Source organism: Shinella zoogloeoides (genome assembly GCF_033705735.1).
Classification (GTDB): Bacteria; Pseudomonadota; Alphaproteobacteria; order Rhizobiales; family Rhizobiaceae; genus Shinella; species Shinella zoogloeoides_A.
Genome location: NZ_CP131131.1, coordinates 1,582,013 through 1,605,573, shown reverse-complemented (window position 1 = coordinate 1,605,573; position 23,561 = coordinate 1,582,013). Strand labels below are relative to the sequence as shown.

Genomic DNA, 23,561 nt, shown 5'->3' with positions numbered 1-23,561 from the left:
CTCAGGCGGTCTTCAGCACGTCCTCCAGCGCCTCCAGCAGCATGTCGGCATTCTCGCGCGAGAAGACGAGCGGCGGGCGGATCTTCAGCACGTTGGCGCGCGGGCCGGAGGCGCTGATCAGCACGCGGCGGCGGCGAAGGCCGTTGACGATGCGCGTCGTCAGCGCCGCATCTGCCCGCTTCGTTGCCGGATCGGACACGATCTCGACACCGACGAAGAGGCCGGCGCCGCGCACGTCGCCGATGGTGGGATGGCTGCGGGCGAGGGTCGTGAGGCCCTCCATCAGGTGGTTGCCGACCTCCAGCGCGTTCTGCTGCAGGCCCTCGATGCGGATCGTGTCGAGCACCGCCTTGCCGGCGGCCGCGGCGACGGGATTGCCGCCGAAGGTGTTGAAGTAGCGGGCGCGGGGGCCGAATTCGGCGATCACCTCGGGGCGCAGCACGATGCCGGCCATCGGATAGCCGTTGCCCATTGGCTTGCCGATCGTCACCATGTCGGGCGCAACGCCGTGCCGCTCGAAGCCCCACATGGCTTCGCCCGTGCGGCCGAAGCCGGGCTGCACCTCGTCGGCGACGAAGAGGCCGCCGGCGGCATGGATCGCATCGACCGCCGGCTTCAGGAAGCCCTTCGGTCCGGCGAAGATGCCGTCGCTGGAGAAGATCGTGTCGGTGATCAGCATGGCCGGCCTGATGCCGTGGCGCTTGAGATCGGCGATGGCGGCTTCGACGTCGCGGCCGAACTTCTCCATCATCTCTTCAGGGGAGTAGCGGTAGCTGTCGGGCGCCGGCACGGTGCGCACATGCGGGCCGAGCGTCACGGATTCGCCGAGCGAGGGTGAGAATTCCGCCACCGCGTTCGTCAGGCCGTGATAGGCAAGATCCGTCGCGATGATGCCGGTGCCGCCGGTGACGAAGCGGGCGATGCGCACGGCAAGGTCGTTCGCCTCGCTGCCGGTGCAGGTGAACATCGCCTGGCTGAGCGCGTCCGGGAAGGTCGCCGTCAGCGTCTCGGCATAATCGACGATGCCCTCGTGCAGGTAGCGGGTGTGGGTGTTGAGCACGGCGGTCTGCGCGGTGATCGCCTCCACCACGCGCGGATGGCAATGGCCGACCGAGGCGACATTGTTGTAGGCGTCGAGATATTTCTCGCCCGACGCGTCATGGAGGAAGACGCCTTCGCCGCGCACCAGATGCAGCGGTTCCTCGTAGAACAGGCGATAGGCGGGGCCGAGCACCTTTTCGCGCCGCGCGATCAGCGCCTTGTCCGCCTCGCCCAGCCGTTCGAAATCCTCACGCGAGAACGCGTTCACCATCGACATGATTTCAAGCCTCCACAAGATGGGGCGCCAGCCGCTTGAGCCCGGCCGGCGTCAGGTCCGATATGTTGTGCAGCCCCGCCCAGGCGGCGGCGTGGTTGCGCATGATGTAGCTGCGGTTCTCGGGAAAGCGCGCCGAGCGCCATTCCGCGATGATGATCGACATGGCGAGCCGGGCGCGGATCAGCGTCGGCAGGAGCGCGGCTTCCGCCGGCTGGAGCGGCCGGGCGGAAAGATAGCCTTCGAGGAAGGCGCCCGCACGCTCGGCCCAGTCGGGTGTGAAGAGATGGTAGGAGATCGCCACCGCGAGGTCGTTGACGAGCGGCGCCTCGACCATGTCGCCGAAATCGATGATGCCCGCGACGCGTTCGGGTGCGGCCGGATCGACCAGGATATTGTGCGGGTTGAAGTCGTTATGGATGATCTGCCGGCGCTCCAGCGCGGAGAAGGCCGGCAGCATGCGCAGGAATTCCTCCAGCACCGCCTCGACCCGCGCCTGCCGCTCGGGCGCGACGGAATCCACCACGGCGGCAAGGTCGAGCGTGTGGGAGATGTCCCACATCAGCTTGCCCGCCGGCGGGCGGCCGGCATAGCCGGAAAGGCCGAGGCCGAGCGCACCGAGCGCACGGCCGATATGCCGGCTCTGGTTCGTCGAGGGCGGCGTGCGGTACTGCAATTCGCCGGGCAGGAAGGTCAGCAGGCGCACGATGCGCGGCCCCTCGTGGGTGGCGATCCGGTGGCTCGTTCCGCCCGAGCGGGTCGGCACCAGCCGCGGCACGGGAACGGCGGGGGCGTGGCGGGCAAGATGCAGCAGCGCGCCGTCCTGGAAGGCGAGCGCCGCCGGGTCCTCGGCGGGGTTGGCGATCTTCAGCGTGTAGCGCGTGCCGTCCGCCGCGGTGAAGAGGAAGGTCTCGTCGCGCTCGCTGGAAAGTCGCCCGGCCGTGCCGGCAACGCCGTAGATATCGCCGGTGAGCGCGGCGGCGTCCGAAAGCTCCGTCTTGCTGAAGGCAGCGGACATCGCGTCGCCTCCGGCGGGCGCATCGTCGCCGTTTGCCGGGGCCGGGAAGGGCGTTTCCTGCGTCATCGTGGCTCCCCGGAACAGGCCTGCTTTCCCACTGCGAAACGCTCCGTCTTCTGGTTCGAATGTTAATCCGGGTACGGGCATCGCGCACTTTACCGGGATTGCCCATGTTTGACCCGATGCGACGGTTGAAACAAGCGGAAAAAGATGCATCAAGTATCGTATCATTGATTTTTGTCAGAGCCGGCGATGCCCGAATTCGAAACGCTCGATCATTCCAACCTGAACAGCACGATCTACGGCGCGTTGTGCGATGCGTTGATCCAGGGTCGTTTCCAGCCCGGTGACCGCCTGAAGATCCGCGATCTCGCCGAGCAGTTCGGCACCAGCGTCACGCCCATCCGCGACGCGATCCTGAAGCTCGCCAACGACGAGGCGATCACCTTCCGCTCGCCGCGCGACATCCGCATCCCCGCCATGAGCGAAGCGCGCTACCGCGAGATCCGGTCGATCCGCGTGCGGCTGGAGGGGCTGGCGGCCGAGACGGCCGCGCAGGTCGCTACCTCCGCCGACATCGCCGCGCTGGAGGCGATCCTGCGCGAGAACGAGGCCGCCCTTGCCTGCGGCGACGGACTGAAGGGGGCCGAGCTCAACCAGATGTTCCACTTCATGCTGCCGAAGATCGCCGGCCTTCCGGTGCTCAACGGCATCCTGCGCCGGCTCTGGCTCCAGATGGGGCCGCTGATCTCGGATGCCTATCTGCCGGGCGGGCGGGCGATGATCGACCATCACTATCCCATCGTCGAAGCACTGAAACGTCACGACCCGGCCGCCGCCTCCATGGCCATCGTCGACGACATCCTCCTCGGCGGGAAACCGCTGCTGGAGCGCATCGAGAAGGGGGCGCGGAAGGCCTGATCGCCTCCACCTTTCGTCGAGGCTTGCATTTCGCCCGCCGCGCATTACGATGTATCAAGCATCAACGGAGAAGTCCCGCATGACCGAAGAACGCCCCACCATGCTGCTGACGGGGGCAAGCCGCGGGATCGGACATGCGACGGTCAAGCTCTTCCAGTCGAAGGGCTGGCGCATCCTCACCGTGTCGCGCCAGGCTTTCTCCGAGGAATGCGCCTGGCCCTCCGCCCGCGAGAGCCATATCCAGGCCGACCTCGCCGACCTTTCCCAGATCGACCGCCTCGCCGCCACGGTGCGCGAGCGCCTGCCCTCCGGCAGGCTGCATGCGCTGGTCAACAATGCCGGCATCTCGCCGAAGGGACCGGACAGGAGCAGGCTCGGCGTCGCGGACACGACGGCAGATGTCTGGACCCATGTGCTCAACGTCAACCTTGTCTCGACCGCACTGATCGCCCGCGCGCTGCTGCCGGAACTGGAGGCCGCCAAGGGCTCGATCGTCAACGTCACCTCCATCGCCGGCTCGCGCGTCCACCCCTTCGCCGGCGTCGCCTATGCCGCTTCCAAGGCCGCGCTCGCGGCGCTGACGCGGGAAATGGCGCACGAATTCGGCAAGCGCGGCGTGCGCGCCAACGCCATCGCCCCCGGCGAGATCGAGACCTCGATCCTCTCGCCCGGCACGGACGAGCTGGTCGCCGCCGAAGTGCCGATGGGCCGGCTCGGCGAGCCGCGCGAGGTCGCCGAGACCATCTATTTCCTGTGCACCGGCCAGTCGTCCTACATCAACGGCGCCGAGATCCATATCAACGGAGGCCAGCACGTCTGACGGCGCAAGAAAGCCATTGACCGGGGCGGGCGGGAATGCCTGAATTGGCCCGATAGAAAATCAAAGGGAACGAGGCGCCTGCCGCGGTGCGAACATCGCGCGAAGGCCTCCGGCCCGGGAGGGGCTGCCGTCTTCGACGGACCGTTCGGGACCGGCGATCGGGCCGGTCCGAAAAAACGAAAAAAGGGGAGTACGATGAGCATGAAGACCAAGAGCATGAGGAAGGGCATTCTGACGGCGGCCGTGCTGGCGCTTTCGGCGGGGCTTGCCGCGCCGGCATTCGCGCGCGACCTCACCGTCGTCTCCTGGGGCGGCAACTACCAGGACGGCCAGCGCGAAATCTACTTCAAGCCCTTCGCGGAAAAGACCGGCAAGCCGGTGCTGGACGAGGCCTGGGACGGCGGCATCGGCGTGCTGCAATCCAAGGTGAAGGCCGGCGCGCCGAACTGGGACGCCGTGCAGGTCGAGGCGGAAGAACTGGCGCTCGGCTGTGCCGACGGCCTTTACGAGAAGATCGACTGGGACAAGATGGGCGGCAAGGACAGGTTCCTCGATTCGGCCGTCAACGATTGCGGCGTCGGCGCCATCGTCTGGTCCACGGCGATCGCCTATGACGGCGACAAGCTGAAGGAAGGCCCGACCTCCTGGGCCGACTTCTGGAACGTCGAGAAATTCCCCGGCAAGCGCTCGCTGCGCAAGGGGCCGAAATACACGCTCGAATTCGCCCTTCTGGCCGACGGCGTGTCGAAGGACGAGGTCTACGACGTGCTGGCGACCGACGAGGGCGTCGACCGCGCCTTCAAGAAGCTCGACGAATTGAAGCCGAACATCGTCTGGTGGGAATCGGGCGCGCAGCCGCTCCAGTTCCTCGCCTCCGGCGAAGTCGCCATGACCTCGGCCTATAACGGCCGCATCACCGGCATCAACCGCACCGAGGGCAAGAACTTCAAGGTCGTCTGGCCGGGCAGCATCTATGCCGTCGACAGCTGGGTCGTGCTGAAGGACGCCGAGAACAAGGACGCCGCGCAGGACTTCATCGCCTTCGCCAGCGAGCCGGACAACCAGGCTAAGCTCCCGCAATATGTCGCTTACGGCCTTCCCGTGAAGGAAGCCGCCGCCAAGGTGCCGCCGGAGCTTGCCAAGGACCTGCCGACCGAGCCGGCGAACATGACCGACGCGCTCTCGCTCGACATCGATTTCTGGATCGACAATTCCGAGGCGCTGACCCAGCGGTTCAACGCCTGGCTCGCTCAGTAAGTCTGCTGCAATTCCGGGGGTGCGGCTTTGCGTGCTCCCGGACGCCGCACGCGCGAGGGAGCACCCGTTGGCCGAATTCATCCGCTTCGACCGCATAACGAAATTCTACGGCGCGCTCTGCGTCGTCGAGAATCTCGACCTTTCCATCGCCAAGGGCGAGTTCGTCAGCCTGCTCGGCCCTTCCGGCTCGGGCAAGACGACGCTTTTGATGATGCTCGCCGGCTTCGAACAGCCGACATCCGGCGCGATCCTCGTCGACGGCCAGGCCGTCAACGACGTGCCGACCCATCGGCGCGACATGGGCGTCGTCTTCCAGAGCTATGCGCTCTTCCCGCACATGACCGTCGGCGAGAACATCGCCTTTCCGCTGCAGATGCGCGGGCTGGGCAAGGCCGAGATCGCCGAGCGTGTGACCCGCGCCCTCGACATGGTGCAGCTTTCCACCATGCGCGAGCGCCGGCCGAGCCAGCTTTCCGGCGGCCAGCAGCAGCGCGTGGCGCTTGCCCGCGCCCTCGTCTTCGAGCCGCGCGTGGTGCTGATGGACGAGCCGCTCGGCGCGCTCGACAAGCAGTTGCGCGAGCAGATGCAGCTCGACATCCGCGACCTGCACCGTCGCCTCGGGCTCACCATCGTCTTCGTCACCCATGACCAGTCCGAGGCGCTGACCATGTCGGACCGGGTCGCCGTCTTCAACAAGGGCAGGATCGAGCAGATCGGTACGCCGCGGCAGGTCTATGACGAGCCGGCCACCCGCTTCGTCGCCGAGTTCATTGGCGAAACCAACCTGCTCGAAGGCGTCGTTGCCCGTGTCGCCGGGGGCGAGGCCGCCGTCCGGCTCGGTTCCGGCGCGGAGATCCTCGCCGCCGCTCCAGAGGAAGTTTCGGCCGGCCAGCCCGTTTTCCTCTCGGTCCGTCCCGAGCGCATCGACCTTGCCGAAACGGCGAACGGGGCGAACAATTGCCTGGAGACCGAGGTCGCCGATTCCGTCTATCAGGGCGATCACCTGCGCGTGCAGCTTGCCGCCGGCAGCCATCCGCTGATCGCCAAGCTCGGCCGCCGCTCGCGCGAGTTCACGCCCGGCACCAAGGTCTTCGCTGCCTTCTCGGCCGGCGATTGCCGCGTCATCCTGCCGCCGGGGCAGGCGTCATGAGCGCCCGGCGCGCCCGCGCGGGGCGTTCGTTCCTGCTGATCGCGCCGCTCGTCGCCTTTCTCGTCGCCTTCTTCGTCTGGCCGCTGTTCAGCATGATGTCGCAGTCGGTTTCCGATACGGCGGTGCTGCGCCTCCTGCCGCAGAGCGCCCAGGTGCTGGCCGGCTGGGACCGCAAGTCGCCGCCGACGCCGGAAATGCAGGCGGCGCTGATCGCCGACCTCAAGGCGGTGGACGACCAGCAGGCGCTCGGCGACATGGTGCGCCGCCTCAACAGCGCCCGTTCGGGCTTCCGCACGCTGATGTCGAAGACGACGGCGGCGCTCGCCGATCCCGCCGGCCCGCCGGCCGATCTGGTCTCGGTCGACAAGCGCTGGAACAAGCCCGAATTCTGGCTCGCCATCGCCGATGCGCTCTCGCCGCTCACTGACCGCAACCTTCTGGCCGCCGTCGATCTCGGCCGCAATGCCGACGGCCATATCGAGCAGCTTCCGCCGGACCAGTCGGTCAACAGGGTGATCCTGGTTCGCACCTTCTGGATTTCCGCGCTCGTCACCTTCGCCTGCATGTGCATCGGCTATCCCTATGCCATCATCGCCGCCTCGCTGACGGGCTGGAAGCGCGACCTGATGCTCGCCGCCGTGCTGCTGCCGCTGTGGACCTCGCTTCTGGTGCGCACCGCCGCCTGGTTCATCCTCCTGCAGGAAAAGGGCCTCATCAACGACCTCCTGCAATGGCTCGGGCTCACGAGCGCGCCGCTGCCGCTGATCTTCAACCGCACCGGCGTCATCATCGCCATGACCCATGTGCTGCTGCCCTTCATGGTGCTGCCGATCTATTCGGTGCTGATCACCATTCCGAAGAACCTGATGCCGGCGGCCGCCTCGCTCGGCGCGCCGCCGCTGCGCGCCTTCCTGCGCGTGCTCCTGCCGCTCAGCCTGCGCGGTGTCGCTTCCGGCGGCCTCCTCGTCTTCATCTCGGCCATCGGCTACTACATCACGCCCGCGCTGATCGGCGGGCCGGGCGACCAGATGATCTCCTCGATCATCGCCTTCTACGCCACGGGCTCGGCCAACTGGGGCATGGCGGGCGCGCTCGGCGTCGTGCTGCTCATCGCAACGCTCGCGCTCTATACCGTCTATGCCCGGCTTTCGGCCGACGAGCCGGGGAGGCGCTGACCATGCCGATGCGCCTTGCCCGTCTCACCTTCGCGACGCTCGCCATCCTCTTCCTGGTGGCCCCGCTCGTCGCCATCCTGCCGCTCGCCTTCACCTCGAGCGTCATCCTCACCTATCCGGTGCCCGCCTGGTCGATGCGCTGGTTCACGGAGCTGTTCACCGCCGATGCCTGGCAGCGGGCGATCGTCAACAGCCTGATCGTCGGCACGGGCACGACGCTGCTCGCCACGACGCTTGGCACGGCCGCCTCGCTCGGCCTGCGCAACCGGACGCTCTTCATGCGCGGCACCTTCCGCACGCTCTTCCTCTTGCCGATGGTCGTGCCGGCCGTGGTGCTCGGCGTCGGCATGCAGGTGCTGCTCGCCCGCTTCGGCCTCACCAACAGCTATGCCGGGGTCATCATCGCGCACACCGTCGTCGCCGTGCCCTTCGTGGTGGTCAGCGTCACGGGGGCGCTTGCCGGCATCGACGGGCGGGTGGAGCTTGCGGCGGAAAGCCTCGGCGCATCGCCGGTCACGGTCTTCCGCCGGGTGACGCTGCCGCTCGCCATGCCGGGCGTGCTGTCGGGCGCAGTGCTCGCCTTCGCCACCTCGCTCGACGAGGTGGTGCTGACGCTCTTCGTCGCCGGCCCCAACCAGCGCACGCTCGCCCGGCAGATGTTCTCCAGCATCCGCGAGAATATCAGCCCGGCCATCGCCGCGGCGGCCTTCCTCTTCATCGCCGCGACGATCCTCATCGGCCTTGCCGTGGTGCTGTCCCGCTCCATGCTGGCGCGGCGCAGGTGAAACCGCCGCCCTATCTGCGGGCGGCGGCCTCCATGTTGTCGGTATAGTACTGGTCGTAGAGGTCGCGGTACTTTTCCGCCGCGCCCGCATCGCTGTAGCGGGCAAGGGCGGCCATGTCCGTCTTGTTGAGCACGACGCCGAGCGTCTTCGCCTCGATGCGGTGCTCGGCGGCAAGCAGGTCGCGCACGAGGTTCGACGGCGTCTTGCCCCATTCCACGACGAAGAGAAAGCCGTCCGCCAGCGGCTCGAAGGCCTTGGCGTCGACGACCGGACCGACGGGCGCGAGGTCGACGATCACGTAGTCGAACGCCTGCCGCGCCTCGTCCAGCAATTGCTTCATGGCGGGCGAGCTGATCAGCTCGTTGCCGTCGTGGCGGCGGGCTGCGTCCTTGCCCAGCGCGATGGGCAGGATGGTGAGCTGCGAGCGCCGGTCGGTCTTGACCGCCTGCGTCCAGGGGATTTCGCCGCTCACCGCCTCGATGAGGCCAATCTGCGGGGCAGGCTTCATCATGGCGCTGAGGCCCGGCCGGCGCACGTCGGCGTCGATCAGCAGCGTGCGCTTGCCGCTGATGGCGAGAAGCGCGGCGAAATTGGTGGCGACCGTCGACTTGCCCTCGCCGGGCAGCGCCGAGGTGACGCCGATCACCCGGCTTTCGCGGCCGGTCAGCATGGTCTCGCTGGTCAGCTTGGCGTTGCGCAAAGTTTCGGCGAAGGCCGAGCGCGGCGCGTCGAGCACGATGCGCGTCATGCGTTCCAGCGGTATGTCCTCGTCCGCCTCGCCCGGCGCGGGCTCGGCCTTCACCGCCTTCGCGCCGATCATGGGCTTGCGCTTCTTCTGCCCGCCGACGAGCGGCAGGTAGCCGAGCGGCTTCAGGCCGAGGATCGTGCGCACGTCGTTCTCCAGCCGGAAAGCGCGCTCGCGCAGCTCCTGCACGAAGGTCAGCGCCCCGCCGGCCATGAGGCCGAGCACCAGCGAAAGGCCGAGCACCAGCGTCTTTTTCGGGCTCGAGGGCGCGGTCGGCACGCCGGCATCGGAGATCACCCGCGCCTTGGCGATGGGGAAGGACTGCTTCTGCGAGGCCTGCTCGAAGCGGCTGAGATAGGATTCCGAGAGCGCCTTGAGGGCCGTCGCCTTCTGCTCCAGTTCGCGCAGGCGCACCGAGGAGCGGTTGGCCACGGCATTGCTGCCGGCGACCTTGTCGATGTTCTCGCGCAGCGACGTTTCCCGCGAACGGGCGACCTCGTATTCGTTGCGGTAGCTGGCGGTGAGCTGCTGGAGCTCGCGGTAGATCTGCCCGGCAAGGTCTTCCTTCTCGGCCCTGAGGGCTGCCGCCTGCGGATGGTCCGCGCCGAAATTCTGCGTGATGTCCTGCGCGCGCTTGACGACGGAATTGTAGCGCTCGCGCAGCTCCTGAAGCACCGAGCCGCCCGCCTGCTGTGTCGGGATCGAGGCATTGTCGACGGCCTTGTCCGGTCCCTGCTCGACGATGGCCTTGAACTGGGCATAGCGCGCCGAGGCGCTTGCGGCGTCCGCCTGCGCCAGGATCAGCTGGCTGTTGAGGTCGGCGAGCTGCTGCTCGGACATCAGTTCGCCGCGCGCCGTGGTGAGGCCATTTTCGCTGCGGTAGCGCTCGACTTCCAGCGCGGCCTCCTGCGCGCGGGCCTGGATATCGGTGAGGCGCTCCTGCAGCCATGTCGAGGCCTGCTCCGTCGCGGTGAAATTGGCGCTGAGCTGGTCTTCGAAGAAGGCTTCGGCATAGCGCTTGGTGATCGCGGCGGCGAGCTGCGGGTCGGTCGAGCGGAAGGAGACGGCGAGCACGGCGCTGCGGCCGGCGCGCTCCACCGTCAGGGATTGCTGCAACGTGGCGGCGGCCTTCTCGCGCCGCCCGTTCGCCAGCGCCTCTTGCGAGACGTCCGGGCCGGAGGACGTCAGCGCCTTCGCCCAGCCCTTGACCATGGCGACGGGCGATTGCGGCGGGTTGAGGATGGTCTCGTTGTCGGAAAGCTTGAGGTCGTCGACGACGCGCAGCGCCAGCCGGCCGGATTTTAGGATCTCGGCGGCGCTCGATATGCGCATGTCGATCTGCTGGCTGCTCTGCGGCGAGGGTTCGCTCTCCTCGGCATAGCGCGACAGGTCCTCGTCGAGCAGGATTTGCGTCTGCGAGGTATAGACGGGCGTCGCGAACAGGAGATAGGCGACGCCGAGCGTCACGGCGAGCGCCACCGAGAGCCCGATCAGCCGCGCGCGGCGGACGAGGATCGCCAGCAGGCGGTTGAGGTCGATGAAGGAATCGGAAGGGTCCGGTTCCCGTCGCAGGATGCTGCTGTGCGGTACGGTGCGTTGATGCATGGGGCTCCGTTCTGCCTTTCGGCGCAATGAAAAGCTTTCCTCCCCGGATGCGGCCCCGGACCGGAACCGGCCCGGAGCCACGGGATTATGCCGCGCGAATCCGGCCCTCGTGCGACAAGACCATGTCGCGCAGGGATTCGTAGACGGCCGCGCCGATATCCGGGCGAGCGAGCGCGAAGGCGACATTGGCCTCGATGAAGCCGTGCTTCGAGCCGCAATCGTAGGTCCGCCCCTCATAGGGATGGGCGTGGAAGGGCTGCGTCTCGGAGAGCTTCAGCATGCTGTCGGTGAGCTGGATCTCGTTGCCCGCGCCGCGCTTCTGGCGGGCGAGATGGCCGAAGACCTCCGGCTGGAGGATGTAGCGGCCGTTGAGGAAGAGGTTGGATGGTGCTTCGCCCGCCTTCGGCTTCTCCACCATGTGGGTGACGGCGAAGCCATGGCGCACGGCCGCACCCCTGCCGACGATGCCGTATTGCGAGGCCTCTTCCGGCGCGCATTGCTCGACGCCGACGACATTGCCGCCGACCTCCCCGTAAAGCTCCATCAGGCCGGCCATGCAGCCGCGCGCGCCAAAGGAGATCATGTCGGGCAGGAGCAGCGCGAAGGGCTCGTCGCCGATGAGGTCGCGGGCGCACCAGACGGCATGGCCGAGGCCGAGCGGCGCCTGCTGGCGCGTGAAGCTCACCGAGCCCGCGGCCGGCAGCAACTCGCTCAGCTCGCTCACCTTGTCGTCCTTGCCGGATTTCTCCAGTGAGGCGACGAGTTCCGGCGTGTCGTCGAAATGGTCCTCGATGACCTGCTTGTTGCGGCTGGTGACGAAGACGACATGCTCGATGCCGGCCTCGCGCGCCTCGTCGAGGGCATATTGCACGACGGGCCGGTCGACGATGGTCAGCATTTCCTTGGGCATGGCCTTGGTGGCCGGCAGGAAGCGGGTTCCGTTGCCGGCGACGGGGATGACGGCCTTGCGGACGGTCTTGATTCGCACCATGGAATTATCCTTTGTTCTTGAGCGGCTGGCCGGACGCGGCCGCCGCATGGGACGCCGGGGACGCCGTGAGGCGGCGCCACCGGGCGGCGATCGGCATGGAAAGATGCCGGAGCGCGACGGGATCGCCGAGCGCCACCTTGAGGGCGGGCCCGAGCGAACGGTTCTTGAGATGGCGGACGAGGGAGAGGAAGGCGCGGGCCTCATCGAGGCTGCGCGTGCGGCGGCGCTGCGCCGCCATGGCCTCGCCCTGCAGCGGGAAGCGGGCGAGGAACCGCCGGTCGCCCGCAAGCATCGCCTCGACATGGTGGAGATGCAGCACGCGGGAGATCGAGGTCTCGCGGATATGGTAGAGATAGCCCGCCTCGGGCACGACCGCGCAGCGCCCGCCGGCGGCGAGCACGGCGGCGAGCAGCAGGTAGTCCTCGCCGATCCTCAGCGCCTCGTCATAGGCGAGATGGTTGCCTTCGAGGAAGGCGCGATGGAAGACCGGCTTCATGTAGCCGAAATTGTGCGTGTCGCGGAAAATCCGGTTGGAATCGATGAACGCCGGCAGCGTCAGGAGCGGCGATGCGGCGAGAAGGTCGCGAGGGAACATGCGCGTGATCCGGCCGTCGCCATGCAGCACGTCGAGATTGTCGACCGCCGCGACGGCGTCCTGCCTTTCGGCCGCGTCGATCATGCGGCGAAGGCGGTCGGGCCGCATCGTATCGTCGGAATCGAGCACGGCGATCCAGCGGCCGCGGGCGGCGGCAAAGCCCGCATTGCGCGCGCCGCCGGGACCTTTGTTGCTGTCGAGCGCAACGAGCCGCACGGCTGGCGCGCCGAGCGCGGCGACGGCCTCGCGCGTCGTGTCGGCCGAGCAATCGTCGGCGACGATCACCTCCACCGTCACGCCCTCCTGCGCCAGCGCGCTGCGGATGGCGCGCTGGATGGTGTCGGCCGCGTTGTAGGCGGCGATGACGATGCTGACGTCGGGTTCCGTCATGGCGCCGTCTCCAGCTTGCCATAGGGCTCGATGGCGCGGGTGCCGAAGAGCCCGCCGACCGCGCCGGCATGGAGAAGGCCGCGTAGCAGGAAGCGGTTGCGGCGCACGGGCGAGAGGGCGAAGGCCGTGGCGCCGGCAAGGCAGGCCGTGCATTTCGCGGCGGCAAGGCCGGCAGCGCTCAGCCGGGCGGCGCCTTCATGCCGCGCGGCGAGCAGCCGGCCGTGGGTCTGCCCCATGCGCAGCCGGCGCCGGGCGAGCCAGGAGAAGCGGGCGCGGGCGGCGGGAACCGGCTCCTCCACCCAGGCATCCTCGGCGAAGGCGATGCGGCCGCCGGCCGCGTGGACGGCGGTGAAGAATTCGGTGTCCTCGCCGCCGCTCCGCCCGAGCGCGAGGTCGAAGCGGCGGCCGGCGATGGAGGGGGCGGCAAGGCGCATCAGCACGTTGCAGGTATAGCCCGTGCGGATTTCGCCGTTCACCCAGACGGGACGCGTGGCGTGGAAGTCGCCGCTGCGCATCCAGCCGGGCGCGTCCGGCCCGTAGAGCGCGCGCACCGGACCGAGCACCACGTCGGCGCGGCTTCTTTCCGCCGCCGCGAGCAGCCGGTCGAGCCAGAGCGGGTCCACCGTCTCGTCGTCGTCGACGAAAGCGATGAAATCGGCATCCGTATGGTCGAGGCAAGCATTGCGGGCGATGGAGATGTTGCCGGCCGGGCAATGCACATAGACGATATCCGTCGGCAGCAGCGGCGCGGCGGCCTCGACGCGGGGGCGGGCGCTCGGCTCCATGTCGTTATCGGCGACGATGACGCCGAGGCGCACGCCGGCCGGAACGATCAGCTTTGAGAGCGAGGCGAGCGTCTCGCTCAGCGCCGGGCGGCGGAAGGTGCAGACCGCGATGTCGATGCGAAGCGGCGCCGTCATGCGAAGGCCCTCCGCTGGCGGATGTCGAGCAGCTCGCGCCAGAAGCCGGCCGACCAGGCGAAATGCATGATCATGGCGGAGACGGCGGCAAGCGGGCCGTAGGGATTGCGCTCGCCGAGCGCCATCCACGCGCCGTAGCCCATGCAGGCGGCGGCCCAGAGCACGAAGGGCACGGCGGCGATCCAGGTGATCGCCGCAAGGAAGGCGCCGGCGGCGACCGGGGCGACCATCAGCGGCAGGAGCTGGCGCAGGCCGGGGCGCGCGCGGTGCTTCAGGAGATTGCGCGCCCGGCCGCGGCCATAGCCGAAATATTGCCGGAAGAGCGGCAGGGCGCTTGAGCGGGGGTAGTAGACCATGCTGGTGCGCGCCGTCATCCAGACGCGGTAGCCGGCCTGGTGGAGCCTGTAGTCGTATTCGGCATCCTCGTTGGCGGTGAAGGTCTCGTCATAGCCGCCCACGGCGCGGAAGGCGGATATGCGCATCAGCGCGTGGTGGCCGTGGTCCGCCCAGTGGCTTTCCGCGCCCGCCCGGTGCTTGGCCCCGCCATTGCCGAGCACGGAATTCTGCGCGAAGGCGGTCGCCTTCTGGAAGGTACCGAAGCCGACGGTCCGCATGGCGACGACGACGGAATCCGCCCCGGTCTCCAGCGCGTCCTCCACCAGCACGCGGCAATAGTCGTCAGGATAGGTGCCGTGCGCGTCGATGCGGATGAGATAGTCGTGCTCGACGCCGAAGGTGGCGACGGCGAGATTGATCGCGGCGCTCTGGATGCGCTTCGGATTGTCGAGCACATGCATGTTCGGCACGCTTGCGGCGAGGCGGCGGGCGATGTCGCGCGTGCCGTCCGTGCTGCCGCCGTCGACGACGACGAGCGTCGCGTTTAGGTCGCAGAGCGTGGGCTCGATATGGCGGACCAGCGGTTCCAGGTAACGCGCCTCGTTGAGGCAGGGAATCACGATCAGGCAACGCACGGATGCGGCGGCGTCAGCGGTCATGGCAATCCACCTTGTTTGTCGCGAGGGAGGGAAGGGGCGTGAACGCCGCCGCCTGCCCGGCCGGCCGGCGAAGGGCGGCGAGGCGCTGGACGAAGGCGGCGCAGTCGGCGCGGTCGAGCAGCCAGGGGCGCGCGCCGAGCCTGGCGAGATCGGCGTGCAGCGCCTCGTAAGTGGCGGCGTCGAAGCCGGCGAAGCGGCCGGCGAGGGTTTCGGGACGATCGTCGGAAAGCGAAATGCCGATGCCGCGCTCGCGGGCGAGCCGCGCCGTCTCGGTTCCGTCGAGGACGATGGGCAGCGCCCCGTGCCGGCAGCCTTCATAGAGGCGGTTCGGCAGCAGCCAGAGCGAGTTCCGGCCTTCCTCGAAGAAGTCGATGGCCCAGGTGAAATCGACCGCGCCATAGATGGCGGGCAGGTCTTCCGGATTGCGGTAGGGGCCTTCGAAGCGGATGAAGGGCTCGCGGGCGATGCGGCCGTCGAAATCGTCGAATTCGGAATAGGCGGGCCGCCCGCGCAGCACCACTTCGAAGCGTCCCTCCATCAGCCGGGTGAAAGCGGAGAGGAGATCGAGCGACTTGCGGCAGCGGATCGCGCCGAACCAGCCGATGCGCCAGGGTTCTCCCGCAGGGCGCGTGCGGACGGGAAGGGCTGCCTCGCCGTCGAGCTCCAGCACCTTGTTCTCCAGCAGGTGGAAGGGGGCGCGGATGCCGGAAAGCGGCTTGAAATAGTGCTCGATAAAAGCCGGCGAACTGGTGACGACGAGGCCCGCCTTGCGGCCGAAATGGCGCTCCGCCCCCCGCAAGGCCCGCCCGACCATGCCGCCCTGCAGCAGCAGGCGGTGGATGTCGAGGCATTCATAGGCGATGGGGACAGTGCCGAAGCGGGACGCGGCGCGGCCCGCCAGCGCCAACATTTCGAGGTTGCGGGCGAGGATGACGTCCGGCTTCGGGATACCGGCGAGCTTGCTGGAAAGCGTCGCCGCCGCGCCGGCGACCGCCAGGAGGCGCTGGCCGAAGCGGGCATCCTTCGTCGCGCCGAGTTGCACGGGCGTGACGCCCTCGACGTCGGCAAGCCGGTTCTCGCCGCGGCGGAAGCCGGCCAGCGTCACCGAAGCGCCGCCCGCCTGCAGCATCAGCACCCGCCGGCGCACGGCGGGATCGGAAAGATCGTGGACGAGATAGAGGACCTGAAGCATCGGCGCCGTCCGCTCAGTTCACGAGGCAGGCGATGGAGCCGTCGAACTGGCAGGGCTCGCCCTCGGCGGTGAAGGCGATGCGCTCCACCTCCATCGTCGTCGGCCCTGCGAAAGCGAAGCGGCCCATCCAGCCGGACAGCGTGTCGGTGCCCCAGAGCGACAGGAAGATTTTCTGCGCATGGGTGGGCAGCTTCGCGGCGTCCGTCACCTCCTGCACCAGCGTGCCGTTCACATAGTAGGCAAGGCGATGCTGCTGCCAGACGAAGGCATAGTCGTTGAAGCCGCCGTCGGCCCCGCCCGGAACGGGGACCAGCTTCTCGTTGCCGCCCTTGCCGGCGATATACTGGTTGACCTGCACGCGGGACGTATCCTTGCCGAGGACCTCGAAGTCGATCTCGTCGTGCGGTTTCTTGTCGGTCGGGCCGATATAGCTGAAGAAGGCCGAGTTGAGGCCGGAACCCGTCGCCGACTTCATGCGCACCTCATAGGTGCCGTAGCCGTAGCGTTTCAGGGTCTGGATCTCGCCGCAGGCATATTGGCGCTCGCCGGCGGGCCTGGCCTCGAAGGAGAGCGCGAGCTTGCCGCCCTCCACCTTCACGGAATCCTTCGACCAGGTGCAGTTCTGGTGCGCGCCGTTGTTCCAGCCGTCGGAGACGTACCAGCGGGACGTGTCGAGCTGGTCGAATTCCTCGACGAAGGACGTGCCGTTCGCACCGTCCTGGGCGGATAGGGGGCTTGCGGCGGCAAGCGCTACGAGAAGGGCAGGTGCCGTGAGGGTGATCTTCGGGGAGACAGTCATGGTCACCTCCTTTGGGCGATGGAACCGGCGGGCTCCATCTCCGGATGCGGGTGTCGTCCGGCCGCGGGCGGCTTGCGCTGGCCCGTGCGGCGGCCGGTGAGGATGGCGTGCAGCGCCGGCGCAAAGCGCCGCGTGGCCGCGTGGGTGGAAACGAGGATGGCAAGCGCAAGGACCGGGCTTGCCGCGTAGAACAGCGGGTAATGGGCGATGCCGAGCCGGTTCCAGATCATCCAGAACAGGACGAGCAGCGGGTAGTGGCCGCAGAAGATCCAGAAGCTGAGCCCGCCGAGCCGCGCCAGCGCCTTTCCGGCGCGCGTGCGGATGAGCAGCGCCGAGAAGGCCCATGCGCCGAAGATGCCGGCGATGGCCGCAAGGCCGCGCAGCATGTCGAGCCAGGCCGGGAAATCCGGGCCATAGGCATAGAGCGCGGCCGACAGCCCCAGCGCCATCGCCAGCACGGCGAGCGTCATCGGCAGGGCGAAGCGGTCCATGCGGCGGATATCGATGCGGTGGAGGGCCATTGCGACGCCGAAGCTGAAGCCGAAGAGGATGGATTTCTTCAGGAAGATGCCGTTCGGCAGCGGCAGCACCGCATAGGCCAGCATCAGGGCGAGCGCGATGCGCGGATAGCGCAGGACCGCGAGCGCGATCAGCGGCGACAGGACGAGGCAGAGCAGCAGGTCACGCAGGAAATAGAGCGGGATGTCGATCGGCCAGCTCTCGACGGCGAGGCCGAGATTCATCAGCTCGCGCGGCGTGGCGTTGACGACATCGGGCAGGTAGCCGAAGCCGATGCCGCGCGACTGCGCGATATAGACGAGGGCGAGGAAGGCCGTGTTCCAGAGGAGGAAGGGCAGGAGGATGGTCGATGCCTTGGTGCGCAGCGTCCGGCGGTAATCGAAGGCCTCGATGCCGCGATGGAAGAGCAGGTAGCCGGAGATGGCGGAAAGGCAGGGCACGCCGATGCGGAAGAGGCTGTCCGCCAGGAACACCCGCAGCCAGTCCAGCCCGCCGAACGTGCCCGCATAGAGGCTCGTCGCCGGATCGTAGGGAACATGCACGAAGATGATCCCGGTGATCAGCACGATGCGCATCATGTTGATGCGTGCCGAAACGGTCGCGTCGATCTGCACGGTTCCGTCACCCCTCTGTTGGGCCGCCGGCGGGCGGCTTTCAAGCGAATGAGGCGTGAGCCCCGTGAAGAGGAGTTTGGGTGACGGGGCGGCGGAAAATATGGCGACGCAGCAAATTCATCCGCATGGCCGGTTGCATTGCAGCATATCGCGCGGAATTGCATGCCGGTGGAAATACACGCTCACATATGCGTGAGGGAAATGTGAAGACCTGCGCTTCAATACTTTGAAGCCTATTCGAAACTACTTATTTAATCGCAATTTATGGGTGAAGGTGTCGTCGAATTTTTTTGCCTTTGCCATGCCGATTCTCTGCGAGACTGCGGCAATTCCGGCCGGCGGGCCCCGAAATGGGGCAGGCTCAAGGCAGGCTGGCGATGGCGGAGGCGCGGGGACGGCGCACCATGTCGAGGAGCTTTCGCAGCAGCGGCCGCTCGGTGAGAAGGGTGAGGACCGCATAGATCACGCCGCCGAGCGCGATGCCGATGGCGACCTGCAGGACGGGATGGAAATGCGGCGCGAGATAGTGGTCGAGCGCGTAGCGCACGGCGAGCGCCATCAGTGCGGCGGTGAGCATGGGGCGGATCGAACGATAGAAGCCGGGCAGGAAGGGCGTCCCGTCCGCCCGGAACACCACCTGCGAATAGCCGACGAGTACGACGGCATTGACGAGGCAGAGGGCGACCATCGCCTCGATGAGCGTGCCGCCATAGGCACCGTAGGCGACGGCGGCGGTGGTTGCTACGGCGCGGCCGACCGCCCACCAGAAGAGCGCCCCGCCATGGCCCGAGCCCTTGAGATAGGGGATGAAGGTGCTGCACGGCGTCAGCAGCCCCTTGGAGAGCGCCAGCAGCCCGAGCACCGGCCAGGCGGCCGCCCATTGCGGGCCGAAGAGCAGCAGCATCGAGGGTTCGGCCAGCGCCCAGAGGCCGAACATCATCGGCGCGAGCAGCAGCGTCGTCACCTGCGTGCTGAGCATCAGCGCTTGCGAGCGGCGCTCGCGGTCGTGCATCATCGCGCTGAAGGCGGGGAAGAGCACGCCCATGACGCCGGACAGCACCACCTGGTTGGGAATGCTGGAAAAGCGGTTGGCGGCGGAATAGGCGCCGGCATCGGCAAGGCCGAGGAAGCGCGAGATCACCACCATGGGCGACTGGAAGGTGACGAAATTGGCGACCTCCGAGCCCATCAGGCCGAGGCTGAAGCGCGTCAGCCGCACGACGCTTGTCGCATGGAAGTGAAAGCGCGGCAGGTAGCGTGAGACGAAGAAGAGGCCGGCAAGCCGGATGACCCCGGCGACGAAGAGTTGGGCGACCAGCGCGAAGACGCCGAAGCCGGCGATGGCGAGGATGACCGCCGCAATGGCGGCGAGCGATTCGGAGATCATGCTCCATAGCGCGTCGCGGCTGAACTGCATGCGCCGGGCGACCAGCGCATAGGCGACGTCGCCGGCAAGCTGGAGCGGAATGAGCAGGCACATGATCCGAAGCAGCCAGGCCGCATCCGCCGCGCCGAACCAGTCGGCCAGCGGTTCGGCGAAGACATAGAGCCCCGCCGCCATCAGGCAGGCGAAGCCGAGATTGGCCCAGAAAACCGAGTGGATCGTCTCCCGTTCCTCCCTCGGTTCGAGGATGAGGGCGGAGGCGAGACCCGCCCCGCCGATCATGGCGAGGAACTGCACGACGGCGAGCGCGACGGCCACCGCGCCGAACTCTTCGGGCGTCAGGAGCCGGGCGAGAATGGGCACGGTGACAAATTTAAGCCCGAATGTGCTTGTCTTGGATAGGACACTCCAGCCGACGTTTCGCGTTACCGACTTCGCGTTGACGGACTGGGACATGGGTGGATTCCGCTTCACAAAAGGAGCCTAGACGAGACGAAAAGCCTGCGCCGGAAACGGCCGCGCCCCGGTGGGAGGAGACCAGACGAACCTCTTTCTAGAGAAACCACAGGGACGAAAAGATGGCGAAGCTGACAGTTATCATCCCCTTCTACCAGAAGGAGCCGGGCATCCTGAGGCGTGCGCTCGCGTCCGTTTTTTCTCAGGGATTCAACGACTTCGACGTCATTGTCGTCGACGACGAATCCCCTTATCCGCCCGATGGCGACCTGATCGACTTTTGCGAGGCGGAGCAGGCGCGCGTGCGCGTCATCCGACAGGAGAATGCCGGGCCGGGCGGCGCGCGCAACACCGGGCTCGACCACGTTCCGGCGGCGAGCGACTTCGTCGCCTTCCTCGATTCGGACGATACCTGGGCGCCCGATCACCTCGCGATCGCCCATGCCGCGATGACGCATTTTTCCGCCGATTGCTACTTCGCCTCGATCACCGGGGGCGATGCCTTCTACTATCATTTCGGCGTCGAGGACCTCGAAAAGACGGAGACGACGGTACGTCTCAACGACGATCCGCTGCTGATCGAGATTCCCGACCTCACGCAGGTCATGCTGAAGAACTGGAGCTTCCTGCACCTGTCCGCCATGGTCATCGCCCGGCCGGTCTTCGAGCGGGTGCGCTTCGACGCGGCGCTGAGGCTTGCGGCCGAGGACGTGCTGTTCTTCTGCGACTGCGTGCTCGCCGCGCGGCGGGTAGTGCTGAGCGGTGCGGCGGGCGCGGTGCGCGGGGAGGGGGTCAACATCTTCCACGGCGTCGACAACGATTCGCCGCAGTTCCTGCGCCAGCAGTTCAATACCTGGATGGCGCTCGACCGGCTGGAGAGCCGCTTCGCCGAGCGACCGGCCGAGGTCGCCTCGCTGCGCTCCTACAAGCAGACGGCGCGCCAACAGGCGCTCTGGAGCCAGGCGCGGCGCGTCAGGCACCGCAAGCTGCCGCAATTCGACATGCTGGCCCGCTGGGCGATGCGCGATCCGCGCATCCTCGCGAGCGCCGTCGGACTTGCCGTCGGCAAGTTCTCCCGCTGAACTGACAGGAGTTTTGGATGAAGCCCTATTACTGGGAATCGCAGCACGGCAATTTCGGTGACGACCTCAATCTCTGGCTCTGGGATTTCCTGCTGCCGGGGTTCCGCGAGGCGCATGAGGACGTGCTGCTCGTCGGCGTCGGCACGGTGCTGAACAGCGCGCTCCTGCCGAAGGAGGGCCGCAAGCTCGTGCTCGGCAGCGGCTTCGGCTACGGCACGCTGCCGGACATGCGCGACCGGGACCTCTGGGACGTGCGCTGCGTGCGCGGTCCGCTGACCGCCGGGAAGGTCGGCGTGCCGGAGGAACTCGGCATCGTCGATCCGGCGGTGCTGGTCGCCGACATGCCGGAATTTGCGAACCAGCCGAAGCGGCATAAATGCGCCTTCGTGCCCCATTGGGAATCGGCGGTGGCCGGGCTGTGGCCGGTCGTCTGCGCGACGGCGGGCATTCACTATATCGACCCGCGCGGCGAGGCGAAGGACGTGATCGGCGAGATCGCCGCCTGCGAGCTGATCGTCGCCGAATCCATGCACGGCGCGATCCTCGCCGATGCCTTCCGCGTGCCCTGGGTGGCGGTCAGTACCTCGGCCAATATCAACGGCTTCAAGTGGCGCGACTGGGCCACGACGGTCGGCGTCGACCCGACCGCCCGGCGCATCCCGATCTCCACCCGCGCTGAGGCCATCATCAAGGGCGCTCGCTTCTGGGGCGTCGATTACGAGGGCGCGGAGCAGGCCGCAGGCCGCGGTGCAGTCGCCGTCGCGCAGGCCGCGCCCAGCTCCGGCGTGCGCAGCGCCGCCAAGCAGGTCCTTGCCGTGCCTTCGACGCTGGCTCTGTGGCAAGCGAGCCGGGCGGAGCCGCAACTCAGCACGGATGCGCGTCTTTCGGAACGGAAGGCGCGGCTTTATGCGGTGCTGGAAGGCGTGCGGCGGGATTATCTTTGAGGAATAAGACGGGCCCTTGAGGCACGACCTCGCCCCATCTCCCTTCTCCCTGCTTGCGGGGAGAAGGTGCCAGCAGGCGGATGAGGGGCGTTTGCTGCATTCATCTGCCCGCTATGGCTGAGGATCCGGCTGCCGTTCCGCCCCTCATCCCGCTGCCGCGACCTTCTCCCCGCAAGCGGGGAGAAGGAGGCAGAAAGGCGCGGGTTTCCTTCATAGAGCAGGGCGGATTACCGCCCTGCGGGCAGCAGATAGCGCAATCCCTCCTGTGGCGCGGGCTCCGCCGGGCGCATCCTCTCCCGCGCCGCGTCCAGCTTGTCGCGCAGGATGCCGCCGGCGATGGCGGGTAGGGCGGTGGGGTTCGCGGTGGCAAAGGCCAGCGCCGCGGCCGCGCCGCCCTCGCGCTTGCGGTCTAGGAAATGGCGCAGCGCGTGGCGCTGGCCGACCTGGCGGCAGTGGCGGCGCATGGCTTCGGCTGCTTCCGAGGGTACGTTGCCGGCGGCGAGGATCGCGCGCTCGGCCTCGTGCAGCGCGGCGAGGTCCTTCGTCCGGTGCTGCCCGCTCAGCGAACCGGCGCGCACCACCGCGCCGTAGCCGCAGCTTTCGATGACGGTATAGCGCGCCCCGGCAAGGAGCGCCCGCACATAGAGCTCGTAGTCCTCGCCGAGCCGCATGTCCTCGCGGTAGCGCAGGTCGTGGGCGTCGAGAAACGCGCGGCGCATGACGGGCTTCAGGAAGCCGAGCTCGCCGCGCGGGGCGCCGCGGCGCGAGATGTTGCCGAGGATGAAGTCCCTCAGATCGAGCCGGCGCGGATGCGGCGGAAAGTCCTCCGGCTGTGGGGCCGTGTCGGCCTCTTGCATGAAGGCGATGTTGTCGGCGATGAAGTCCCAGTCCGGGCAGGCGAGCATGCGCCGGAAGCGGCCGGGGAAGAAGAAGTCGTCCGCGTCGAGGATGGCGATCAGCGGCGCGCGGGAAACGGCGATGGCGTGGTTGCGCGCGGCGGACGGCCCGCGATTGGCGCGGAAGCGGATGATGTCGAGCCGCCGGGTCGTGTCGTCGGCGGCGGCCGCCGCCGCCATGGTGCGGTCGTCCGAGCCGTCGTCCACCACCACGACCTCGTCGACCTCGGGCTCGGCGAGTGCCGAGCGCACGGCCCGGCCGATCGTCTTTTCCGCATTCTTGGCGGCGATGATGACGCAGACCTTCTCATCCTGGATCACGGCATACCTCTTTCATGCGTTTGCGCTGCAATGCAGCATGAAAGGGAAAGGGGGCACAAAAACGGCCTGCCGGAGACGGCGGTCAGGGCTTGGAGTGGCCGGGCTCGTTCATTGAGACGGAGACCTTGGGTTTGGCCTTTTCGATATCCGCCTGGCGGGCCCGCGCGGCGCGGCGCACCAGAAAGAGCGTGGCGAGGAAATAGCCGACCTGGATGAGAACGCCGCAGACCAAGGTGCGCAGCGCGGTGGTCGCGATGGAGCCCGTGCTGGCATAGCTGATCACGGCGAAGACGACGAGCGCGATCGCCATGCTCAGGAAGAAACGCGGCGCGTAGGCCGGGCTCTCCCGCCATTTCGTTTCGGGCGCAGGTTTCATCGGTGGTCGCCTTCTCCTTCAGGCTCGCTCAGGACTATAGGGTGCGGCACAGGGCCGTGCAATCATCAGGATTAACCAGTGCGCCGCAGGGCTGTTCCGATCCTTGTCCATTTGTGTTGCGCTTCCGTTAAGCCGGTTGTGGCCGCCGGGAGAATCGCGTCGGCCTCCTTCTTGCCGCGATTTCGTCACCGATGCCTGAAAATGCGCCGTATGGGCGAGTGCGCCTTTCGCGGCCGCAGCCGATGGGTTGCGGCTCCAGAATGGCCCGATCACACTTTGTTACAATATGAGCGACC

21 protein-coding genes are annotated in these 23,561 nt (G+C 67.6%); 8 read left to right on the top strand and 13 right to left on the bottom strand.

The window, feature by feature from the left end:
- Window position 1: 1 nt before the first annotated feature.
- Window positions 2-1,318 (bottom strand): aspartate aminotransferase family protein, encoded by a 1,317-nt coding sequence (locus tag ShzoTeo12_RS25135; protein WP_318912953.1) that lies wholly within the window; start codon window positions 1,316-1,318, stop codon window positions 2-4.
- 4 nt (window positions 1,319-1,322) lie between these two features.
- The gene (locus ShzoTeo12_RS25130; protein WP_318912952.1) at window positions 1,323-2,399 is read right to left on the bottom strand and encodes a phosphotransferase; all 1,077 of its coding nucleotides are present in this window, start codon (window positions 2,397-2,399) and stop codon (window positions 1,323-1,325) included.
- Between the two features lie 186 nt (window positions 2,400-2,585).
- Between ShzoTeo12_RS25130 and ShzoTeo12_RS25125 the strand changes: the two genes are divergently transcribed.
- From ShzoTeo12_RS25125 to ShzoTeo12_RS25100, 6 genes are all read left to right on the top strand, one after another.
- Window positions 2,586-3,254, top strand: coding sequence for a GntR family transcriptional regulator (locus tag ShzoTeo12_RS25125; RefSeq protein WP_318912951.1), 669 nt, complete (start codon window positions 2,586-2,588; stop codon window positions 3,252-3,254).
- Window positions 3,255-3,333: 79 nt separating this feature from the next.
- The gene (locus ShzoTeo12_RS25120; protein ID WP_162911252.1) at window positions 3,334-4,074 is read left to right on the top strand and encodes an SDR family NAD(P)-dependent oxidoreductase; all 741 of its coding nucleotides are present in this window, start codon (window positions 3,334-3,336) and stop codon (window positions 4,072-4,074) included.
- A 216-nt stretch (window positions 4,075-4,290) separates the two neighbouring features.
- Window positions 4,291-5,331, top strand: a complete 1,041-nt coding sequence (locus ShzoTeo12_RS25115; protein ID WP_318914366.1) for an ABC transporter substrate-binding protein — start codon at window positions 4,291-4,293, stop codon at window positions 5,329-5,331.
- 67 nt (window positions 5,332-5,398) lie between these two features.
- A complete protein-coding gene (locus ShzoTeo12_RS25110) occupies window positions 5,399-6,481 on the top strand; it encodes an ABC transporter ATP-binding protein (protein WP_318912950.1) in 1,083 nt (360 codons plus the stop codon).
- Window positions 6,478-7,656: an ABC transporter permease gene (locus ShzoTeo12_RS25105; RefSeq protein WP_318912949.1), complete on the top strand. Its 1,179-nt coding sequence runs from the start codon at window positions 6,478-6,480 to the stop codon at window positions 7,654-7,656. Before ShzoTeo12_RS25110 ends, ShzoTeo12_RS25105 begins: the two co-directional genes overlap by 4 nt.
- 2 nt (window positions 7,657-7,658) lie before the next feature.
- A complete protein-coding gene (locus ShzoTeo12_RS25100) occupies window positions 7,659-8,441 on the top strand; it encodes an ABC transporter permease (RefSeq protein WP_119255173.1) in 783 nt (260 codons plus the stop codon).
- A 10-nt stretch (window positions 8,442-8,451) separates the two neighbouring features.
- Here the strand turns inward: ShzoTeo12_RS25100 and ShzoTeo12_RS25095 are convergent, their stop codons facing one another.
- The 9 genes from ShzoTeo12_RS25095 to ShzoTeo12_RS25055 form a co-directional block, all read right to left on the bottom strand.
- Entirely contained in the window at window positions 8,452-10,791 is a 2,340-nt protein-coding gene (locus tag ShzoTeo12_RS25095) for a polysaccharide biosynthesis tyrosine autokinase (protein ID WP_318912948.1), read from the bottom strand.
- Window positions 10,792-10,876: 85 nt separating this feature from the next.
- Entirely contained in the window at window positions 10,877-11,782 is a 906-nt protein-coding gene (locus ShzoTeo12_RS25090; RefSeq protein WP_318912947.1) for a UTP--glucose-1-phosphate uridylyltransferase, read from the bottom strand.
- 4 nt (window positions 11,783-11,786) lie between these two features.
- Entirely contained in the window at window positions 11,787-12,767 is a 981-nt protein-coding gene (locus tag ShzoTeo12_RS25085) for a glycosyltransferase family 2 protein (RefSeq protein WP_318912946.1), read from the bottom strand.
- Window positions 12,764-13,687 (bottom strand): glycosyltransferase family 2 protein, encoded by a 924-nt coding sequence (locus tag ShzoTeo12_RS25080; protein WP_318912945.1) that lies wholly within the window; start codon window positions 13,685-13,687, stop codon window positions 12,764-12,766. Before ShzoTeo12_RS25080 ends, ShzoTeo12_RS25085 begins: the two co-directional genes overlap by 4 nt.
- Entirely contained in the window at window positions 13,684-14,682 is a 999-nt protein-coding gene (locus ShzoTeo12_RS25075; protein WP_318912944.1) for a glycosyltransferase family 2 protein, read from the bottom strand. Before ShzoTeo12_RS25075 ends, ShzoTeo12_RS25080 begins: the two co-directional genes overlap by 4 nt.
- On the bottom strand, window positions 14,672-15,874 hold the full coding sequence (locus ShzoTeo12_RS25070) for a glycosyltransferase (RefSeq protein ID WP_318912943.1): 1,203 nt from the start codon (window positions 15,872-15,874) through the stop codon (window positions 14,672-14,674). The genes ShzoTeo12_RS25075 and ShzoTeo12_RS25070 overlap by 11 nt, the downstream gene beginning before the upstream one ends.
- Before the next feature lie 13 nt (window positions 15,875-15,887).
- The gene (locus tag ShzoTeo12_RS25065) at window positions 15,888-16,673 is read right to left on the bottom strand and encodes a glycoside hydrolase family 16 protein (protein WP_318912942.1); all 786 of its coding nucleotides are present in this window, start codon (window positions 16,671-16,673) and stop codon (window positions 15,888-15,890) included.
- A gap of 2 nt (window positions 16,674-16,675) precedes the next feature.
- Window positions 16,676-17,806, bottom strand: coding sequence for an acyltransferase (locus tag ShzoTeo12_RS25060; protein ID WP_318912941.1), 1,131 nt, complete (start codon window positions 17,804-17,806; stop codon window positions 16,676-16,678).
- Window positions 17,807-18,167: 361 nt separating this feature from the next.
- Entirely contained in the window at window positions 18,168-19,646 is a 1,479-nt protein-coding gene (locus tag ShzoTeo12_RS25055) for a lipopolysaccharide biosynthesis protein (RefSeq protein ID WP_318912940.1), read from the bottom strand.
- Between the two features lie 122 nt (window positions 19,647-19,768).
- Here ShzoTeo12_RS25055 and ShzoTeo12_RS25050 point away from each other — a divergent pair, with 122 nt between their 5' ends.
- Window positions 19,769-20,728 carry a glycosyltransferase family 2 protein gene (locus tag ShzoTeo12_RS25050; RefSeq protein ID WP_318912939.1) on the top strand — a complete coding sequence of 320 codons (960 nt, stop codon included), beginning with the start codon at window positions 19,769-19,771 and terminating at the stop codon, window positions 20,726-20,728.
- A 17-nt stretch (window positions 20,729-20,745) separates the two neighbouring features.
- The gene (locus ShzoTeo12_RS25045) at window positions 20,746-21,672 is read left to right on the top strand and encodes a polysaccharide pyruvyl transferase family protein (RefSeq protein WP_318912938.1); all 927 of its coding nucleotides are present in this window, start codon (window positions 20,746-20,748) and stop codon (window positions 21,670-21,672) included.
- A gap of 227 nt (window positions 21,673-21,899) precedes the next feature.
- Here the strand turns inward: ShzoTeo12_RS25045 and ShzoTeo12_RS25040 are convergent, their stop codons facing one another.
- Window positions 21,900-22,889 (bottom strand): glycosyltransferase family 2 protein, encoded by a 990-nt coding sequence (locus tag ShzoTeo12_RS25040; RefSeq protein WP_318912937.1) that lies wholly within the window; start codon window positions 22,887-22,889, stop codon window positions 21,900-21,902.
- A gap of 82 nt (window positions 22,890-22,971) precedes the next feature.
- The gene (locus tag ShzoTeo12_RS25035; RefSeq protein ID WP_318912936.1) at window positions 22,972-23,265 is read right to left on the bottom strand and encodes an exopolysaccharide production repressor protein; all 294 of its coding nucleotides are present in this window, start codon (window positions 23,263-23,265) and stop codon (window positions 22,972-22,974) included.
- Window positions 23,266-23,561 lie beyond the last annotated feature (296 nt).

Bases quoted from the DNA above. Each gene is read 5' to 3' on its own strand.
- ShzoTeo12_RS25135 (WP_318912953.1), bottom strand. From the start codon at position 1,318: ATGTCGATGGTGAACGCGTTCTCGCGTGAGGATTTCGAACGGCTGGGC.
- ShzoTeo12_RS25130 (WP_318912952.1), bottom strand. From the start codon at position 2,399: ATGACGCAGGAAACGCCCTTCCCGGCCCCGGCAAACGGCGACGATGCG.
- ShzoTeo12_RS25125 (WP_318912951.1), top strand. From the start codon at position 2,586: ATGCCCGAATTCGAAACGCTCGATCATTCCAACCTGAACAGCACGATC.
- ShzoTeo12_RS25120 (WP_162911252.1), top strand. From the start codon at position 3,334: ATGACCGAAGAACGCCCCACCATGCTGCTGACGGGGGCAAGCCGCGGG.
- ShzoTeo12_RS25115 (WP_318914366.1), top strand. From the start codon at position 4,291: ATGAGGAAGGGCATTCTGACGGCGGCCGTGCTGGCGCTTTCGGCGGGG.
- ShzoTeo12_RS25105 (WP_318912949.1), top strand. From the start codon at position 6,478: ATGAGCGCCCGGCGCGCCCGCGCGGGGCGTTCGTTCCTGCTGATCGCG.
- ShzoTeo12_RS25100 (WP_119255173.1), top strand. From the start codon at position 7,659: ATGCCGATGCGCCTTGCCCGTCTCACCTTCGCGACGCTCGCCATCCTC.
- ShzoTeo12_RS25095 (WP_318912948.1), bottom strand. From the start codon at position 10,791: ATGCATCAACGCACCGTACCGCACAGCAGCATCCTGCGACGGGAACCG.
- ShzoTeo12_RS25090 (WP_318912947.1), bottom strand. From the start codon at position 11,782: ATGGTGCGAATCAAGACCGTCCGCAAGGCCGTCATCCCCGTCGCCGGC.
- ShzoTeo12_RS25085 (WP_318912946.1), bottom strand. From the start codon at position 12,767: ATGACGGAACCCGACGTCAGCATCGTCATCGCCGCCTACAACGCGGCC.
- ShzoTeo12_RS25080 (WP_318912945.1), bottom strand. From the start codon at position 13,687: ATGACGGCGCCGCTTCGCATCGACATCGCGGTCTGCACCTTCCGCCGC.
- ShzoTeo12_RS25075 (WP_318912944.1), bottom strand. From the start codon at position 14,682: ATGACCGCTGACGCCGCCGCATCCGTGCGTTGCCTGATCGTGATTCCC.
- ShzoTeo12_RS25070 (WP_318912943.1), bottom strand. From the start codon at position 15,874: ATGCTTCAGGTCCTCTATCTCGTCCACGATCTTTCCGATCCCGCCGTG.
- ShzoTeo12_RS25065 (WP_318912942.1), bottom strand. From the start codon at position 16,673: ATGACTGTCTCCCCGAAGATCACCCTCACGGCACCTGCCCTTCTCGTA.
- ShzoTeo12_RS25055 (WP_318912940.1), bottom strand. From the start codon at position 19,646: ATGTCCCAGTCCGTCAACGCGAAGTCGGTAACGCGAAACGTCGGCTGG.
- ShzoTeo12_RS25050 (WP_318912939.1), top strand. From the start codon at position 19,769: ATGGCGAAGCTGACAGTTATCATCCCCTTCTACCAGAAGGAGCCGGGC.
- ShzoTeo12_RS25045 (WP_318912938.1), top strand. From the start codon at position 20,746: ATGAAGCCCTATTACTGGGAATCGCAGCACGGCAATTTCGGTGACGAC.
- ShzoTeo12_RS25035 (WP_318912936.1), bottom strand. From the start codon at position 23,265: ATGAAACCTGCGCCCGAAACGAAATGGCGGGAGAGCCCGGCCTACGCG.